This is a genomic window from Zhenhengia yiwuensis (assembly GCF_014384995.1).
GTDB classification, from domain to species: domain Bacteria; phylum Bacillota; class Clostridia; order Lachnospirales; family Cellulosilyticaceae; genus Zhenhengia; species Zhenhengia yiwuensis.
This window is the reverse complement of record NZ_JACRSY010000006.1, coordinates 12092-30081: the sequence shown is the minus strand read 5'-3', so window position 1 is coordinate 30081 and position 17990 is coordinate 12092. Positions and strand designations below refer to the sequence as shown.

General features: G+C 35.7%; 18 protein-coding genes. 5 read left to right on the top strand and 13 right to left on the bottom strand.

Going from position 1 to position 17990, the window contains the following annotated elements; all coding sequences use genetic code 11:
• Window positions 1–84 precede the first annotated feature (84 nt).
• From H8718_RS04920 to H8718_RS04905, 4 genes are all read right to left on the bottom strand, one after another.
• The gene (locus H8718_RS04920) at window positions 85–531 is read right to left on the bottom strand and encodes a hypothetical protein (protein ID WP_177671843.1); all 447 of its coding nucleotides are present in this window, start codon (window positions 529–531) and stop codon (window positions 85–87) included.
• A 159-nt stretch (window positions 532–690) separates the two neighbouring features.
• Complete coding sequence (locus H8718_RS04915; protein ID WP_249332001.1) at window positions 691–2391, bottom strand: phospho-sugar mutase; 1701 nt, start codon at window positions 2389–2391, stop codon at window positions 691–693.
• A 134-nt stretch (window positions 2392–2525) separates the two neighbouring features.
• Window positions 2526–3146 (bottom strand): hypothetical protein, encoded by a 621-nt coding sequence (locus tag H8718_RS04910; RefSeq protein ID WP_249332000.1) that lies wholly within the window; start codon window positions 3144–3146, stop codon window positions 2526–2528.
• A 41-nt stretch (window positions 3147–3187) separates the two neighbouring features.
• Entirely contained in the window at window positions 3188–4186 is a 999-nt protein-coding gene (locus tag H8718_RS04905) for a protein kinase family protein (RefSeq protein ID WP_249331998.1), read from the bottom strand.
• Between the two features lie 152 nt (window positions 4187–4338).
• Here H8718_RS04905 and H8718_RS04900 point away from each other — a divergent pair, with 152 nt between their 5' ends.
• Entirely contained in the window at window positions 4339–5235 is an 897-nt protein-coding gene (locus H8718_RS04900) for a DUF4340 domain-containing protein (protein WP_249331997.1), read from the top strand.
• 92 nt (window positions 5236–5327) lie between these two features.
• Here the strand turns inward: H8718_RS04900 and H8718_RS04895 are convergent, their stop codons facing one another.
• Window positions 5328–6662: a CCA tRNA nucleotidyltransferase gene (locus tag H8718_RS04895; RefSeq protein ID WP_249331996.1), complete on the bottom strand. Its 1335-nt coding sequence runs from the start codon at window positions 6660–6662 to the stop codon at window positions 5328–5330.
• Between the two features lie 184 nt (window positions 6663–6846).
• On the opposite strand from H8718_RS04895, the gene H8718_RS04890 reads away from it, so the two are divergent.
• The gene (locus H8718_RS04890; RefSeq protein WP_249331995.1) at window positions 6847–7713 is read left to right on the top strand and encodes an SDR family oxidoreductase; all 867 of its coding nucleotides are present in this window, start codon (window positions 6847–6849) and stop codon (window positions 7711–7713) included.
• A gap of 141 nt (window positions 7714–7854) precedes the next feature.
• Here H8718_RS04890 and H8718_RS04885 read toward each other — a convergent pair whose 3' ends face one another.
• Both H8718_RS04885 and H8718_RS04880 read right to left on the bottom strand, forming a co-directional pair.
• The gene (locus tag H8718_RS04885) at window positions 7855–7998 is read right to left on the bottom strand and encodes a hypothetical protein (RefSeq protein WP_177671836.1); all 144 of its coding nucleotides are present in this window, start codon (window positions 7996–7998) and stop codon (window positions 7855–7857) included.
• Between the two features lie 54 nt (window positions 7999–8052).
• Complete coding sequence (locus H8718_RS04880) at window positions 8053–9594, bottom strand: oligosaccharide flippase family protein (RefSeq protein ID WP_249331993.1); 1542 nt, start codon at window positions 9592–9594, stop codon at window positions 8053–8055.
• A gap of 258 nt (window positions 9595–9852) precedes the next feature.
• Between H8718_RS04880 and H8718_RS04875 the strand changes: the two genes are divergently transcribed.
• Window positions 9853–10305, top strand: a complete 453-nt coding sequence (locus H8718_RS04875; protein WP_249331991.1) for a superoxide dismutase family protein — start codon at window positions 9853–9855, stop codon at window positions 10303–10305.
• Window positions 10306–10446: 141 nt separating this feature from the next.
• Here the strand turns inward: H8718_RS04875 and H8718_RS04870 are convergent, their stop codons facing one another.
• The 4 genes from H8718_RS04870 to H8718_RS04855 all read right to left on the bottom strand — a co-directional run bounded on the left by H8718_RS04870 (window position 10447) and on the right by H8718_RS04855 (window position 12738).
• Entirely contained in the window at window positions 10447–11001 is a 555-nt protein-coding gene (locus tag H8718_RS04870; RefSeq protein WP_177671833.1) for a hemerythrin domain-containing protein, read from the bottom strand.
• A gap of 86 nt (window positions 11002–11087) precedes the next feature.
• On the bottom strand, window positions 11088–11546 hold the full coding sequence (locus H8718_RS04865; RefSeq protein WP_249331990.1) for a YaiI/YqxD family protein: 459 nt from the start codon (window positions 11544–11546) through the stop codon (window positions 11088–11090).
• Window positions 11547–11616: 70 nt separating this feature from the next.
• A complete protein-coding gene (locus tag H8718_RS04860; RefSeq protein WP_177671831.1) occupies window positions 11617–11820 on the bottom strand; it encodes a capping complex subunit for YIEGIA in 204 nt (67 codons plus the stop codon).
• Window positions 11821–11823: 3 nt separating this feature from the next.
• A complete protein-coding gene (locus H8718_RS04855) occupies window positions 11824–12738 on the bottom strand; it encodes a YIEGIA domain-containing protein (RefSeq protein ID WP_177671830.1) in 915 nt (304 codons plus the stop codon).
• A gap of 113 nt (window positions 12739–12851) precedes the next feature.
• On the opposite strand from H8718_RS04855, the gene fsa reads away from it, so the two are divergent.
• A complete protein-coding gene (gene fsa, locus H8718_RS04850) occupies window positions 12852–13508 on the top strand; it encodes a fructose-6-phosphate aldolase (protein WP_249331989.1) in 657 nt (218 codons plus the stop codon).
• 71 nt (window positions 13509–13579) lie between these two features.
• Here fsa and H8718_RS04845 read toward each other — a convergent pair whose 3' ends face one another.
• Window positions 13580–14572 (bottom strand): asparaginase, encoded by a 993-nt coding sequence (locus tag H8718_RS04845; RefSeq protein WP_249331987.1) that lies wholly within the window; start codon window positions 14570–14572, stop codon window positions 13580–13582.
• 117 nt (window positions 14573–14689) lie between these two features.
• On the opposite strand from H8718_RS04845, the gene H8718_RS04840 reads away from it, so the two are divergent.
• Window positions 14690–15622, top strand: a complete 933-nt coding sequence (locus H8718_RS04840; protein WP_249331985.1) for an esterase/lipase family protein — start codon at window positions 14690–14692, stop codon at window positions 15620–15622.
• Here the strand turns inward: H8718_RS04840 and H8718_RS04835 are convergent.
• Window positions 15617–17971 (bottom strand): ATP-dependent DNA helicase, encoded by a 2355-nt coding sequence (locus H8718_RS04835; protein ID WP_249331984.1) that lies wholly within the window; start codon window positions 17969–17971, stop codon window positions 15617–15619. The genes H8718_RS04840 and H8718_RS04835 overlap by 6 nt on opposite strands.
• Window positions 17972–17990 lie beyond the last annotated feature (19 nt).

The window sequence follows — 17990 nt, the reverse complement described above, 5'->3', positions numbered from 1 at the left end:
TAGACTATCTATATCTCTATATCTTATTACAAGACTAGGAAGTCCTATGACTACCTTATGTAGGTGCTATACAGCTTCTTTTACTTAAGGACTGTATATTTCTAATGTTGGCTCTCTAGAATGAACACTCATTAAATCTATGTAAACATCCTCATATGCTTTAAGCACTGGACGTGGTTTTTTAAAGGCACTTGTTAAGTAGATCACATTATTTTCTTTCTTGTATACACTAAGATGTCTTCTCGTATCCGTTTTATGTTTAAGACGCTCCATAGCAAAGGTAGTTTGTTTTTTTCTAGTTCCTTTTTGTGGTGCTTGCTTCGAAATACTCTTGGCAGTTCCCATGCTTGTTTCTTCTATAGTGGTTTCTTCCGCTGATAATGCTTTTTTAGCCCTTTCTTCTTTAGCTTTTTGGTAACGGGCTTCGACCTGCTCAGTCACCTCATGAATCTTCTCTTTAACAGTATGTACTACTTTACTGACCGTTGTAACCACTTGCATAACCTTTTCTAAAATTCGTAATTTAAACATTACTTATCCCCCTCAATTTCATCGTTTATTTTTTCAGCTGTCTTGCTTGGACTTATCCTATCACACAATTCCAATTAATGGGAATATTGAAGTAAAAAATAAGATGCTTCATCAGCTCTTAGCCATTGAAACATCTCAAAAATTTTTTTCAAATATTTTTTACTTTATCCAAGGTGCAATTAAAACATTAATAGCCTCTTTAATTGCTTGAACCTTACAAGTAGCATCTTCTTCACTACTTCCCTTTACACCAATATAGAACTTAATTTTGGGTTCCGTTCCTGAAGGACGTACACATAACCATGCAGCATCTGTAAGCTCATAGTAAAGTACATTGGATTTTGGCAAATGACCTACTCCCTTTTCGTAATCCCTTGTACGAACGACTGTATACGTACCAATAGTACTTAAACCCTCCTCTCTCAGATTTTTCATCACATCTTTTATTTTACTTAGTCCTTCTATCCCTTTTAAGGTAATAGACTGTACTTCTTCTTTATAGAAACCATATTTCTCATATAAAGAAATAAGTCCTTCATATAAAGTCATACCTTTTGTCTTATAGTAAGCCGCCATTTCTGCTGCAAGCATGCACGCTACTACTGCATCTTTATCTCTTGCATAAGTGCCTGCTAAGCAACCATAACTTTCTTCAAATCCAAATAGATACGCTTTATCTCCATGACTTTCAAATAATCTAATCTGTTCTCCTATATATTTAAAGCCTGTTAATACTTCCATTACCTCTACATTGTAGGCCTTACAGATTGGCCTAATCATTTCTGTTGTAACAATGGTCTTAATAACTACACCTTTTGAAGATAGCATACCTTTAGTTGCCCTTTGGGACAGAATATATTCTGTCAGCATAGCGCCTAACATGTTACCTGTTAATACCTCATAGTCTCCATTATGATTACGAACAAGTACACCTACTCTATCTGCATCAGGATCCGTCCCCATAATAAGGTCTGCCTGTACGTCTTTTGCCAAGCCAATTGCTAACTTAAAGGCTTCTTTATTTTCAGGATTAGGGCTTGTAACAGTAGGGAAGTTCCCATCTGGCGCTTCTTGCTCTTCTACGACATAAATATTTTTGAATCCCACTTCTTTAAGAATCGTCCTAACAGGTATATTGCCAGTTCCATGAATAGGTGTATAAACAATCTTAAAGTCCCCTGCTACTTGATCAATTGCATTTTGGTTTAATACTTGTTCTTTTACACAAGCTATGTAGGCTTCATCTACTTCTTTACCTATAATAGTAAGAAGTCCATTTTCTAAGGCCTTTTCCTTCGTGATAGTCTTAATTAAGTTAAAGTCTGTTAGAGCATTAACTTCTTCTATAATCATCTGATCATAAGGTGCTATAACCTGTGCCCCATCACTTCCATATACTTTATAACCATTATATTCTGGTGGATTATGACTTGCTGTCACTACAATACCTGCATCGCACTTTAAGTGACGTACTGCAAAAGATAACTCTGGTACTGGCCTTAAAGCCTCAAATAAATAAGCATGAACACCATTAGCTGCAAGTACAAGTGCTGCTTCTTTGGCAAAAACATCTGAGTAATTTCTTGAGTCATAAGCAATAGCTACTTTAGGATCTATTAAAGCTTGCCTATTAAGAAAATTAGCAAGTCCTTGCGTAGCTTTTCTAACGTTATAGATATTCATACGATTTGTTCCCGCTCCAATAATCCCCCTTAACCCTGCTGTCCCAAATTCTAATTCTGTATAGAACCTGTCTTCAATTTCTTTAGGATCTTCTTTAATCCCCCTTAACTCTTCTTTAGTTGCTTCATCGAAGGCATCTCCTTCTAACCACTCTTGATACTTATGCATATAACTCATCTGTATTGCCTCCTTACACATATTCCATTTTTTTACACTTCTTAATTATATTATAATTTTCACACTATTTAAAGTAAAAAAGAGTAGACATATGATACTCATATCTCCACTCTTTTAGTTAGGCTGGTATACGTTCACTCGTCACCCTCAGCCCCTTGCTTTAGAACTCTGATGGTATAAAGATTATCCTCTAGTCCTACTAGTTCAAGTACATCTTGATCCTTTACATTATGCATATTGGTGAGTTCACCTTGTTCATTAAATATAAGTGTATGTCCTGTATGGTGATAAATCTGTCCCTCAAGCTCAATCTTTCTGTTGGAATGATCTATTTTAAGATTTGTCCCATTAGTCTTTTTAAAAGCCTTGGCTGTAGGCTTAATACCTATTAAACTTTCTTTTTCTGGTTGATAGATAATATCTACTATTTCCCCAACTTCAATCTCTGAAACAGATATTACATTCTCTTCTTTATCGGTTATCTTGGTTGTAGGTTTAATTTTATGCGCCCTAATCTTTTTTCTCCCTATATCTAAAAAATGAATTTCTTCCTCATTAATTTCTCTTACCACACCTATACTTGTTATATAAGATTCCTCATCCTCTTCTTCTCTAGTGATGTGCTCTTCTTCTATAGCTGGTATAGCTGTCGCTAAAAAATACTCAATCCCCTTAAACATTAACATTAACAATCCAGTAAGTCCTATACATGAGATAATAATGACTGCTATTATAAACCTTTTATCCCCTCTCACCCTTTAACCTCCTTTGTAACTTGCGAACTTATTTCTTCTATTTAAAGTTCCTTTGCAAGTTCTTTAGCGGCCAAACATTGAGCCTCTTTATAGACGAGCATATTTTCCCACTTATGTTCAAACATACTATAATTATTACGGTGCTTGGAGTTTGTATACTTATAGCAAATGCCTGCATACTTCTCTGGAAAAATCAACATTGCTTTAAGTACATTAATTTCATTATAACTTAAAGTATGAATCGCATTATAACTGGCAATAAGCTTATCAAGAAGTGCTATATTCCAGTTATTTTTCTGCATGATTTTCGTCAGTACATTAGCAAGGTCTATAAGTTGAATATTATATGTGCATGTATCGAGGTTATTAATCATATAACAGTCACTGCCTTCAATCTGTCCTACTGCATGATAGGTATAGTCATTATGAATAAGAGTTTTTTCTAGACGCACCTTATTAATAAGTTCAGCTGCAATTTGTGGTGTAATCAAATCTAGTGCCATATATTGAAGTGCTTCATATGCTTTATAATCATTTAGAAACATGATCTCAAACTTCGTTTTTTGTGAGAAGTTTGAAATTTTCTTTCTCATATGCTTTCCATCTACTACACGTTTTTGGAAATACTCATAAATATTTTTAATACTAGCATTCTCTACATCTCTCGTTTTAGACTCTATATTTTTAGCTACTTTATGAAATTTTGCCAGTACTTCTATAACTGCCTTAAGGTCCTTCTCACTGGTAAAATCTATTTCAATTGTTTTATTATAAGACTGTAATATATAATACCGATCTTGATAAAGTCCATAAGGGTTTTGTTTTTTTGTTAAATAGATTTTTGCAATCTCTGTGAAACCTTTGTGGAGAAGTTGTTGTGTCACTTCATATTGAAAGCAGATTTGATCTTTTGGCACAATGGTTTTCCTAAGCATCAGGCTACCTTGCTTAGTGTCTAAATAATAATTACTACGATTATATTGAACTTTTTTTATACTCATATCATATTGTGCAAAGAGCTCATTCCCCATCGTTTTCATCTCTATCCCCCCTTCTAAACATTGATTTATCTCATCCCTCTTATGTATATGTTCAGTCCTAAAAAAAAATATCTATTTTTGTACGAATTCGTTCACAATTATGTGATACAATAAATGCCGTTAAGCATTACATATTTTTTTGAGGTGATTTTATGAAACGCAAAGGCTGGTTTATTCCTATCCTAGTATTCTTCGTTTGTACATGGCTTCTTATCGTTTATCAAAAAAGTACAAGTGAGCCCTATCTTGCACAAACTTCTAACTTAGCACAACTTCCTTGGGATAAAGAAAGTGCTGAAATTGAAAAAGTAGTTTTTTCCGCCCATTCTTCGGTCATTACCGCTAAAAGAACACAAAATGACTGGTTCCTTATAGAACCCTTAGAAGTTATGGCAGATCCTACATATGTTTATAATGTTATTTCGCGCTTTGTCAGCCCAGGTCTGATTCACACGGTTGCATCTGAAGTTGAAGACCCAACAGCCTTTGGGATTTATGAGTATTCACCTTCTATTTCTTTATACGATTTAAATAATATGGAATATAAACTTATTGCAGGTAATGCTGCTGATGAAACAACTTATTATGCCTATAGTCCACTTACAAAATGTATTTATACCATAAAGAAAGAAATTTTTGATTATGTCTCCACAGACCTATCTCTATGGCGTACAAAAGATTACTTAGGCTTTTCTACAGATCATACTTCCAAAATAGCCTTATCCAAAAAAGGGGTTTTACATACGATTTTACCAAGTGGTGATAAAGAAACTTATACATCTAGTACACTCTCTATGGCGCAAATTACGAATATTATTTCTTTCTTATCCAGTTCTAAGGTCCTTAATTTTATTATGGATAATGCACCATCCCATATTGTTTCATCCTATGGGTTTAATACACCTGATTTTATTATCACCCTCTATCAATCTTCTGGAAATACACAAAGTTTTTCCTTTAAACTTTCAGAAGATGGCCTTGCTTACTATGTTCTTGAGCAGTCTAATAATAACATTTATAAAGTACCATTTTTCCATATTTCAATTTAATAAAAGGGATGCTCTACCACTTATGGTTAAGTGGTAGAGCATCCCTTTCTGTTATTATTTTCCTATAAGTACTACTCTTCTCCTCATTTCCTCTATTCTTTAATGTACTCTACAAGTTCCTCTTTTATATTCTTCTCAGGATACTTTATTACATACTTTAAAGCCTTTTCTAAAGCTTCACCTACCGCCTTACCTGGTGCTATACCTTCTTTAATTAGGTCTCCCCCATTAATAGCAAGCATCTTTAAGTTATAGCATTCATGATTTACTACTATTTCTTCTTTTAACTTTCTTACATAAGCAATTTGCTCAAGTTTCATAGGTAATTTATCTAAACTTTGAGCCCTTGCATCTGCTTCATTAACTAAAAGTAATTGATCAAATAGCACTTCACCTGTTACTTTAAGGATCTCTTTAATATATACTTTAGTGATTTTCTGTCTAAGATGATAATCATGGTAACTTACAAGAAGTGTAACTTCTTTAATGGTCTGATTATCTAACCTTAAATCCTTAAGTACTTTTTTTGCAATCTCTGCGCTCACTTCAGGATGCCCATAAAAATGGTCTATTCCTTTTTTATCTGTCGATCTTACCTTAGCTTTTCCTATATCATGGAGTAACATAGAAAGTCTTAGTACTTCATCCTTTGGTGTATGTCTCATGGCCTCTATTGTATGATGTGCCACATCATATAAATGATGCGGATGATTTTGTGCAGTTGTATAAGTTGGAATGAATTCAGGTAATATATATTCTAACAATCCTAGTTCATAAAGTGTATGAATAGCCTCTGGCCTATCTGACATACAGATTTTAAGGAATTCATCACGAATACGCTCTTTGCTAATATTCTTTAGAAGGTGCTTGCACGCTTTAATGCCTTCTATTGTATTATCATCTATCTTAAAACCTAATTGAGCAGAAAATCTAACAGCTCTTAAAATACGTAAGGCGTCTTCTGTAAAACGTTCTTTAGCATCACGTACAGATTTAATAAGATTTTGTTCAATGTGTTTCTTCCCATTATAAGGGTCTACAAAACCTCTTACTGGATGGTAGGCAATAGCATTCATGGTAAAATCTCTACGAGATAAATCTAAAGTAATATCTGTTACAAAGCTTACATGCTCTGGTCTTCTAGAATCTTTATATTCTCCTTCTATACGATAGGTAGTTACTTCATAATGCTCTTTATCCACAATAACTGTTACTGTCCCATGCTGAATACCTGTATCATAAGTACGTTTAAAAGCAGCTTTCACTTCTTCTGGTTTGGCAGAGGTTGTAATATCCCAGTCATTTGGCTCACGTCCCATAATCATATCACGCACACATCCACCTACTACATAAGCTTCGTGACCATGCTTTTCAAGTGTATCTATTATAAATAAGGCATCCTTTGGAATTTGAGTATGTTCCTTCACTATTTGTTCCTCTTTCTCATCTTTGTTTAAATAGTATTGCCTTAATTATAGCACATTAGCCTTCTATTTATCCACAGCTTGGCTTTTCTAGCCTTTGTCTTATTCACAAATGCTCTAGTTATTAACATAAATCTTGTGTATATGTACATACTAATCTCTGAAATTTTAATTTTAGGAGGTTCTTATGTCATTCCCAACTTCTTTTCCCTCACAACATCAAAGTCAGCACCCTGGCTTAGAGCATATGATGAATCCACTCCCTGTGTATGATGATGATCAATATGTAGGCAAGGGAATTATGCTTCAAGATAAGGTCGCTCTTATTACAGGTGGTGACAGTGGTATCGGGCGAGCTGTTGCTCTAGCCTTTGCGAAACAGGGTGCCAATGTATGTATCGTCTATCTTAACGAATCCGAAGATGCTAACACTATTAAAACCCAAATTGAAGCTCTAGGTAGACAATGCTTTCTTATTGAAACAGATATTACAGATAAGGCAAATTGTGAAATGGCTATTAGTAAGACTATCAATCACTTCAATAAACTTGATATTCTCGTTAATAATGCAGCCGTACAATACACTACTCAAAAGTTTGAACTTATTTCTGATGCACAATTTGATAAAACTTTTAAGACTAATGTATACGGTGCTTTTTATATGACGAAGGCAGCTCTTCCTCATTTAAAACAAAGTTCTAGTATTATTAACACCACCTCTGTTGTAGCCTTTCATGGTAATGAAACCCTCATTGATTATTCTATGACTAAAGGAGCCTTAGTTGCCTTGACCCGCTCTCTTGCTATGTCTCTTGCTAAATCTAAATCAGGTATTCGGGTGAATGCTGTAGCACCAGGTCCTATATGGACACCATTTATTCCATCCTCTATGGATGCTACGCAAATTACTAGCTTTGGTTCTAATACCCCACTGGGCAGAGCTGGTCAACCTATAGAATGCGCAGGTGCTTATGTCTTTCTAGCATCCGATGCTGCTTCCTATATTACTGGCCAAACCATCCACGTTAATGGCGGCGAAATTGTCAACGCCTAAATCCCTCTGACACAAAAAAAAGATATTGAATACGTGGCGCTCATATGGCTCATATGGCTTAAGATTAGCATTTTTTATAATCAAATTTAATCCTTTAATAAGAGCAAATAAAAAGAGCCCTTAGGGCTCTTTCTATCTTCTTTATTTTTTGTTTCTATAGCTATCTCCAGCACCATGTACACCAGAACTCATTGCCGTTTTAAAACCATTCCCTGCATTCATCGCATCTCTTGTATTATCTATTCTACTTTGTAATTTTGCTTCTTCAGTTTTCTGTTTTGCCATTATTATGCCTCCTACTTAAAGTATTTAATAAGATTTTGCCCTAGTCTAATGAATTTATACTTTTCTTCGAATGTCTAAACCTGCCAAGTCTTGTGCCGTTAGATTTTCTAACAAATGCAAAGCTATGTAATAAATATTAAGAGCAATGGCAACACCTAATGTAACTTGTGTCAACAAACTTGAATGCTGTGGCAACAAATAAATCACAATAACTTTTGCTGTCATACCCGCTGCTGTAGCCGCAAGTGCTGGATAGAAAAACCATTTCGAAGCATTAATTTTAATCGTTGTTACTTTAATGAGTCGTCGCATTTTTAAAGTTGCTGTTAAAATATTAATTCCAATATTTAACCCAATAAATCCTATAACCCCTTTGATTGGTAATAAATAATAAATTAAAACTACACTTAAAATAGCTTCTATAATTCTATAAATTAAGCAACTGTTTTGCTCCCCTAACCCCTTTAAAATACCATCTATTACAATTTCTATATACATGAACGGTGTTATAAAGACAAAGAACTGTAAGAGATGCCCTACTTGCCTATTGTTATAAATCAGTAAGCCCAGCTCCTCTCCAAAATTCCCAAATACACTTACTACAATCATAGCTAGCACCATAATAAGATGTATCGTCCTTCCCGATAAACTTTCAATACGCTCTGACATATTTCTAGCTTTTGCCCTTGCTATTTCAGGTGTCAGTACTGTAGAAGATGCTGTAAGCAATGCTACCGGAAAAAATAAAATGGGTAATACCATGCCTTCTATCATACCGTACATACTCATAGACTCCATCTGAGTTAGACCTGATTTTCTAAAGCCTAATGGTATAAGCACATTTTGCAACAAAGTAATAATTGAACTTAAATAAGCTGTTAAAGTAATAGGTAAGAGGATCTTAATAATCTGGATGAAGATATCTATACCTCTACTTGTTGATATCCCTCTATTATGTCTTCTATCTGGATCTGTTGTATAAAGGAATACCATATAAGAGAAAGAAAATACTTCTCCTAATGTCATCGCAAGGCTGATAGCCCCACAAGCATGGGCAAGTGAACCATTCCCCCACCTTTGTAGAAAAACGATAACCATAAGTACCTTAACTATCTGCTCAAATACATCTGAACTTACTGGCTTAATCATCTTCTTCACAGCATAGAAGTATCCTTTTAAACAAGACGATACTGTCATAAAAGGTACACTTAATGATAAAATTCTTAGTCCTAGTATGGTTCGGCTATCTTTTATCACATGGTTCGCAATAAAAGGTGCATTAATAAAGACTAACCCCGATATAGTCACACTAGCCGCTATACTAATAAGAAAAAAGACTTTCATGATTCTTTTAACGCCTTTACTATTTCCTTTTCCAAGTTCCTCTGCTACTAATTTAGATACAGAGGTGCTCATACCTGCCGATGCAATGGTATAAGCCATCATATAAATGGTCATAGCCAATTGATAAAGACCTACCCCTTCTGCCCCTATTCTATTCGATATATACACTGTTGAAATCATACCTAATGTTTTCGTTGCAACAGAACCTATCGTTGAAATATAGGCACTCATTGCTAATCCTTGTTTTTTCACAGTACCACCTACTTTGTCCTATTTCTACATGCTTATTATATGTGGACAACACCGTATACTATGACTTCAATAAATCCTTTTATTTTTATCACAGATTACATTTTTTTACATAATATGTTATTAACAGCTTTATTATTAATGAATAAAAAAGGAGTTTAATCTATGGATAATCACTCAATTCTTCCAACCAGTTACGAAATTTTTTCTGATTTTGATGAACTTCAACCTGATGCTTTCGCTAATTTAAAAGGTGGTCCATTGGCCCCCAGCCTTAGAGGGCGTATCTTACTGTATCAATTATCTGATGGCGTTTATATTAGAACATATATTGTAGGTATCCCCGTTAACACTACTACCGGGCAAAAAGTAGACTTCCATGGTTTCCATATTCATGAGTTTGGTAACTGCACAGTTGGAAATCCTGCTGATCCTTTTACAGCAGCTGGTGGCCACTGGAACCCAACCAATCAACCTCATCCCTTCCATGCAGGAGACCTTCCACCTATCCTCTCTACTAATGGAACAGCGATGATGTCTGTCTATACAAGTGCATTTAATGTAAGAGACGTTATAGGAAAGTCCTTTATCCTGCACGAAAAAGCCGATGACTTTATGACTCAACCTGCTGGTAACTCCGGCCTCCGCCTAGCCTGTGGCGTCATCCAGTCCACTACCCCATCCCGCAGCACTGGCTTCTTTGGAAGACGCTAGTAGCCTACCTATCCCTTACTGAAAATACAAAAAGGGCTACCCTCAGGTAGCCCTCTTCTTCTATTTATTCCATCCTCTTCAAATGTATAACATGTCCTTTTAAAATGGCCATTTTACAAGAGGTCTGTTTTCTCTGTGATATTATTTATATTTTTCCTCTAATTTGCTAAGCACTTCTAAATAAGAATCTTGTACACTCTTTTGAGCTGCTTCCTGTTCAAAAGCTAAGCATGCTTTATTAACCTCTTCAACGATTTCTTGCGGAAGCTTATTTAGTGCAAATGGATAAATGAGCTCATCTTCCTTTGCTATATGCCTTGTAAGTAAATGTGTATAGCTAATAGCGTTAGCTATCACATCAAGTTTACTTTCCTCATCCCCAGCTTTGACACGTTCAAGTGCTTCTTCAAGGTCCTTCACGTACAGTCTACCTAAATCATGTTCGACCAACATGCCACCTTTTATCAGCTTTTCACCTAAAGCACCTAAATGGATAAGCATTTGGTTAAAAAGGCACTTTTCTTCTTTCCCATGATGGTGTTCATCTGAGTAAACCCTTATAAAATCTATAATCTTTTCAAAGTCCTCATAGCAAATAGGTTCCCCATTCATAATGCCTTTGCAAATTTGACGTACTACTATAATAAGGCGTTCAATAGCTCTATGTTCATTCATCATAATTTCTATTGCTTTCATCTCTTTACCTGCTTTCTTAATATATAAGTTTCTTACACTTATTATAGCGTCCCCTTTTTTATTTTTCTGTAGCTATAGCTACCAATTTACAAGGGCGTTTTTTCTTGTGCGAGCTTTGCTTCACATAATTTTATAAGACCTTCTTTAAATTTAATATTATCCTCTTCTGTACGTTTTTTAGGCCCTTTAAGACGCGCACCTGATTTCCTCGCAACCTTTACTACATGCCTTCTAAAAAGAATCTGATCAATATTTCCTTCTGTATAGATAAAACCATTTTGATTAATAGCTGCTGCTTTTTTAGATAAAATCATAGCTGCTAATCCATAATCTTGAGTAACGACAATATCCTCTTTATGAACATTGTTTGCTATCATAAAATCTACTGCATCCATGCCTTTTTGTATAATAATTGTTTTAACTCCAAGCCTGTCTATCATATGTGCTGTATCACAAAAAATAACTACTTCTATACCATATTTTCTAGCTACTTTAATGGTAAGGTCTATAACTGGACATCCATCTCCATCAATAAGTATTTTCATAACTTCCCCCCTTACGTTGCTTCTTAGTTTCATTATATAAAAATTTATGCTGCTTGTCCCATCTTTCCTACTACTTAGGTACACTTACGAGTAAATAATCCCCACATTTTAGCTGTACCACATCGCACCTCATGGCTTTAGCAACGTCTAGACTAAGTTCACTGGCTTCTTCAGGCGTACTCGCATAAAGCATAAGCCCTGCACCATTAAGTACTCTATCTTTCTTTGTTGTAACATACCCAAGATATTCTAAATAATTCGTTCTCTCATGCATGATTTACTCTCCTTTACTGATATATTTATGTTTCATAATACCATGATACTTGGTTACATTTTCAAGTAAAGGTGTCTCTTTAATCACCTGCATCATAAACATTTCATCTCTTATAATCGGTACAATAGCTACTACAATTTTGCCTTCCTTATATTCCTTACGCGTAAAATGATACCGCTTTACTCCTAGCGCTCTACATACCTCAAATAGAATGGCCTGCCTTTGCCCAAAATTATCTAATGTAATACGATAATGTTGTTCCTTGGGTGTAATGACTGCGGCCATTCCTTCTTCCGCCATCATCTTATGAGCATTTTCTGTTCCTAATGTATTACATACATAAATATCATCTACAAAAAGCTCTGCTCCCTTTACTTCTACCTTTCCAATAGCTACATCAGCTACTTGTCCTACGGTCTGACCTCTTGTAAAAATCCTAAGAAAAGTAAAAGTAATACTTCCTGCTAATACGCCTGCTCCAACCTGCATAGGGATACTATGATCTTCTAATAATTGCATCACAATCCCTGTAACTAGTGATACCATAAGCACCATATAATTGCGTGATTCAAAAGTCTTAGAAATACCATCTATATAAGCGTCTCCCCTTACCGTAAACTCTGTATTTTCAAGAGAGACTAAGCTTTCTCTTTCTGCACGCCTTACATCTCTAAATTGCTGAATAGCAATAGTTAGAAAAGTCATCGCTACAAAATTTTTGGTCTTTATAGCTGGCATAGCTACAGCACCTATGGCTGCGGCTATAAATCCCAGTACACAATGAGTAAAATAGCCATTAGGGTAACTCGGATATTGTCTATAATCTAGTTTAAGTGTAATAAGTCTCGTTAATGTGCCCATAATAATGGCTGTTGTAATAAGAATGAGTGTTTCATCTGAAATAGTTGCATTATTCATAAGCCCTACTCCCTACGTGTGTTATAATCTTCCACTTAATATACCCATTCCCTCATAATTTTACTCCATCATACACATGCTACGAGTAACTATAAAGTATAAGGAGTAGAATTATGAAATTATTTATTGATACAGCCAATGTAACAGATATTCGTAAAGCCAACGAACTAGGGGTTATTTGTGGCGTTACCACTAACCCTTCTCTTATCGCCAAAGAAGGACTTGTTTTTGAAGAAGTTATTAAAGAAATTTCTTCTATAGTAGATGGACCTATCAGCGCAGAAGTCATTACCTTAGAAGCTTCTAAGATGGTAGAAGAAGGCACTACTCTTGCTCAAATTCATCCTAATATTGTTATCAAAATTCCAATGTGTGAAGAGGGTTTAAAAGCAACAAAGCAACTTACTGAAAAAGGTATCAAAACCAACGTTACACTTATCTTCTCCGTTCAACAGGCACTTCTTGCTGCACGTGCCGGTGCCACTTATGTCAGTCCTTTTATTGGTAGGTTAGATGACATTGGTTTTAATGGCATGTCACTTATTGAAGACACTGCTGAAATCTTTGAAATTCATGGTATCTCTACAGAGATTATTGCCGCTAGTGTGCGCCACCCTATTCATGTTCTTGAAGCTGCTAAAGCTGGTGCCCATATTGCTACTATTCCTTACAGTGTTATTACCCAAATGATTAATCACCCTCTTACTTCTAGTGGTATAGAGAAATTTTTAGCAGATTGGCAAGGGCTACAATCTAAAATAAGTAAATAGATTGTATAATAAGATGGACAAAGGGCAGTCCCACAACTCACTCATGTGTTGTAGGACTGCCCTTTGTCCATTTATAATATATAGCTCTCTTCTGTAAAGAGTTTACGGATTTCGTCTATATTCGTTGTTTTACCAAGACCAAGCATAAGTTTTAATCTTGCTTTAGGCCCCCTCATTTCTCCACCCATAATAGCACCTAAATCTGAAAGCTCTTTACCACCGCCTTCATAGCCATAAGACTCAAATACGCGTCCTGAACTACATCTTGAAACAATGACTACAACGACACCCTTTGAAAGTGCATATTTAACCCCTTCAAGCATTTTAAGTGGTAAGTTACCCCTTCCCATTGCTTCTACTACAATGCCTTTTGCCCCTGCATCTACTGCAAGTCTAATAAACCTATCATCCATATCGAGTACAGCTTTAATTAGGTCTACTCTATGTTCTACTTTATCTGTATCAATATGCTGTCTATATGCAATATCACGATAAACTATCAAATCATTTGTATCAATAATTCCTAATGGCCCATAAGGTGATTGGAAAGTATTAAGTGATAAAGTATTCGTTTTTGTAACCTCTGCTGCAATGTTAACCTCATTATTAAGGACAACTAACACCCCTTTACCAACTGCTTTTGGAGAAATAGCTGTACATACTGCTGCTGCTAAGTTGCTTGAACCATCATAACCAAGTTCCGAACTGTTACGCATCGCGCCTACTACTACTACCGGCTTTGTATGATTGATTGTTAGGTCTAAGAAGTAAGCTGTTTCTTCTAAAGTATCTGTGCCATGTGTTACGATAACACCTGTTATATCATCTCTATCTAAAGTTTTCTTAATAAGTGCTTTAAGTTCTAATAGTTTACTAATGGTCATATGAGGACCAGGAATCTCACATAAATTCACAACTTCTATATCTGCTAATTTATCAATATTTGAAACCATTGATAAAATTTGTTCCCCTGATAAGGTTGGAATAGCTGCTCCAATATTCTCATCTACTGTCATGGAAATGGTTCCACCGGTAAAAATAATACATACTTTTGGCTTTTTCATGTTGTCACACCCCTTTTTATTAACTGTTTCTATCATATATTTTATTTATTTTAACTTCAAGGATTTTATCACACCCTGCTTGTCTATGCATACACTATATAAGAAGGAGGTGAGTGAATGCAAAGTAAAACACCTTTAATTTATATTCCTGGACTATTCGGCTCCTTAGGCACAGAAATTCTTCCTGGTATGGGATCTTGGCACTTCGGCCCATCTCATTATACAGGCAAACGCTTTGTAAAACAGCTACTAGATTATGGATATACGATGAACACTGACCTTTTTATTATGTTTTATGATTGGCGTCAAAAAGTCGATGACCTTGCTCTTTATACATTAGGTCCTCTTATTCATAAAGTCAAACAAGTTTCAGGCGTTCCTAAAGTCAATCTTGTATGTCATGGTACAGGTGGCCTTATTGCCAGAACCTATGCACAATCAGACTCTTATGACTATAGTATTAATCACATGATTCTTATCGGCACTCCCAATGCTGGCTTGATCCCTGCTTTCAGCTACTTAAATAACGGTAGCATTCCTATCACTTGTATGTCTAACCCTGACTTTATTTCTTTAAACCTAAATTTGTACCTGCAAGTTTTTTCAAAATCTAATAGAATGCATACACCATTTCTACGCAATAGTTTCCCTTCACTTGCCCAATTTATACCTTCTGGTGACTATGGAGATTATCTCTTCTATACCTATAAAAATAGAACTTATTCCATCCCCCAACATTATATGTCCCTCACAAATCCTTTTCTAGATGACCTTAATGCTAAAGCTCACCTTTTAAAGGACCGCCATATAGAAGTTACTCTATTTGGAGGCATCGGGGAGGACACTACTGAATCACTCGAAGTTATTCCTGCCTGTAATGCGGAGAAATACCATGACGGCAAAATCATTAGCTGTCATCAAAGTAACCAAGGTGATGGATGCAGTTTACTAAGAAGCGTATTTGCTATAGAAGGTCAGCAATATATTCTTAATAGTGATTATGGTGAATTACTCTTGCAGAGTGCTAATTTACTCCCTTCTATTTTATAGTAAGGGAGTTTTTTGTCTCCAAAACTTCTCTACAATTTCCTCCACTTGCCCTAAATGCACACACTTTCTATCACTTAACTCTAGTGGCATCAAGCTACTGTACAGTGGACTATTAAAACGGTCATCGATAAGCACAATAACCCCTTCATCCTTTTCCGTACGAATAAGCCTTCCTACTGCTTGAAGTACCTTATTCATACCTGGATAAGTATAGGCATAGTGATAACCATCTTTGCCTTGTTCTTCAAAGTGATACTTAATTAAATCTTTCTCTAACCCTATCTGTGGCAATCCTACACTTACCACTAGAACACCTATAAGTCTATCTTCTGTTAAGTCAATGCCTTCAGAGAAAATTCCTCCAAGCACACAGAAACCTATCTTTGTCTTTACGGGATTTACCTCAAACTGTGATAAAAATGCTTCCCTTGACTCTTCATCCATACTTGTGTCCTGCATACAAATATCATATCCCTCATAATGGGTTATAAAGTAGGCATGTACATCTTTCATATATTTATAAGAAGGGAAAAAGACCATATAATTGCCTACTTTACCCTGGCTTACTTTTCTAATATACTCACAGATTTTCTCATAGCTTCTTTCTCTATGCTGATACCTAGTAGATACATCTGTTGCAATAAGCTTTAGAGCCTTCTCCCTATCAAAAGGTGAAGGAAGAGCAATGGCACGCTCTCCCTCTCCACCTAACATATATTTATAATAATCGATAGGCATAAGGGTAGCAGAGAAGAAAATAACACTTTTACAGGTGCTAATCATATTACCAATTAAATAAGAAGGATCCATACAGAATAGCTTAAGCATTAAGTCTCCCTCTACTTGGTCTGCATACGTAATATATCTTTCATCAAAGAACTCATAGATTTTGTTAAAATTATAAGCTCTAAAATACAGCTCTAGTAGGTCTTGAGGTAACTTGTGCATAGCGCCCTTTTGCAGTTTCTTATCACATTCATTAATAAAAGTTCTAAGAAGCCTATACAGCTTAGTAGGCTCTTCCTTACTAATCATACTTCCAGTCAAATCAATATAATCCTTACGGACACTTAGCATATAATCATTTAGCTTACTTAAAGACTGAGCTATTGTGGGATACTGCTTGCTAATAGACCTTCTCACACTTAGAAACTGATTTTTAGATACACTCTCGGAGTACATCTCCCTTGCTCTTTCTACTAGGTTATGAGCTTCGTCTACTAAAATCACAAAGTCCCTCTGGTCTAAAAAGCGTTTAAGCGCAACTGTAGGGTCAAAGACATAATTATAGTCACAAATAACCACATCGGCATATATGGCTAAGTCTAAAGCTAATTCAAAAGGACATACATGATACTTTTTTGCATATGCCTCTATCACTTCTCTTGTAAATAAGTCTGTATGCGTAATGGCATCATATACAGCTTCATCTACTCTATCAAAATGACCCTCTGCATATTTACAAAAGTCTGGGTGACAATTCCGTTCATCTAAAAAGCATATTTTATCCTTAGCCGTCAGAGTGATAGCCTTTACACGTGTCCCTTTATCATAAATCATCTTAATACTTTTTTCTGCTACCGTCCTGGTAATGGTCTTAGCCGTTAAGTAAAAAATCTTACCTACATGACCTTCTCCCATAGCTTTTAAGGCTGGAAAGAGCGTAGAGATGGTCTTACCTATACCTGTAGGTGCATTAACATATAACTTAGCCTCATTTGTAATACTTTTATATACATTAACCGCTAACTCCCTTTGGCCTGCCCTATAATTTTCGAAAGGGAAGGATAATGCCTTTAGGTACTTTGTACGCTCTGCTCCCCAATCCATATAGAAACGAATCCAGAGAGCGTACTTCTCTATAACCCCCTTAAAGAAGTCCTCAAGTTCTTCATGGGTATAAACTTTTAGAAGATGCTTAGTCTCCTTGGTATCGAGGTTGTAATAAGTTAAGCGTACATTCATATCTTTTAAGTGATGCTCACTTGCATAGAAATAAGCATAACACTTAGCCTGCGCCCAGTGAAAGGGATTGTAGTCTTCATCTATTACATCAAGACTTGTACGGGTAGACTTAATCTCATCTATAGTCACAGCAATAAGGTCCATCATAATTCCATCCGCACGACCTTCTACGATAAAGGTAATCCCAGAAGCTTCACATTCATGGACAAGTTTAACCTCTTTCTCATAGTTTGCATTCATAGATTCCTGAATTTTCTTATGTGCTTTGGTCCCCTCTACAGCTCTTGCTCTACTGACAAAGGAAGCAAAAATACTACCTGAGCGCATGACAAACTCTACAAGTTCTCTTACTGATATATTTACAATCCCTTCCGTTATACGCATAATCTCTCATTTTCCCTAT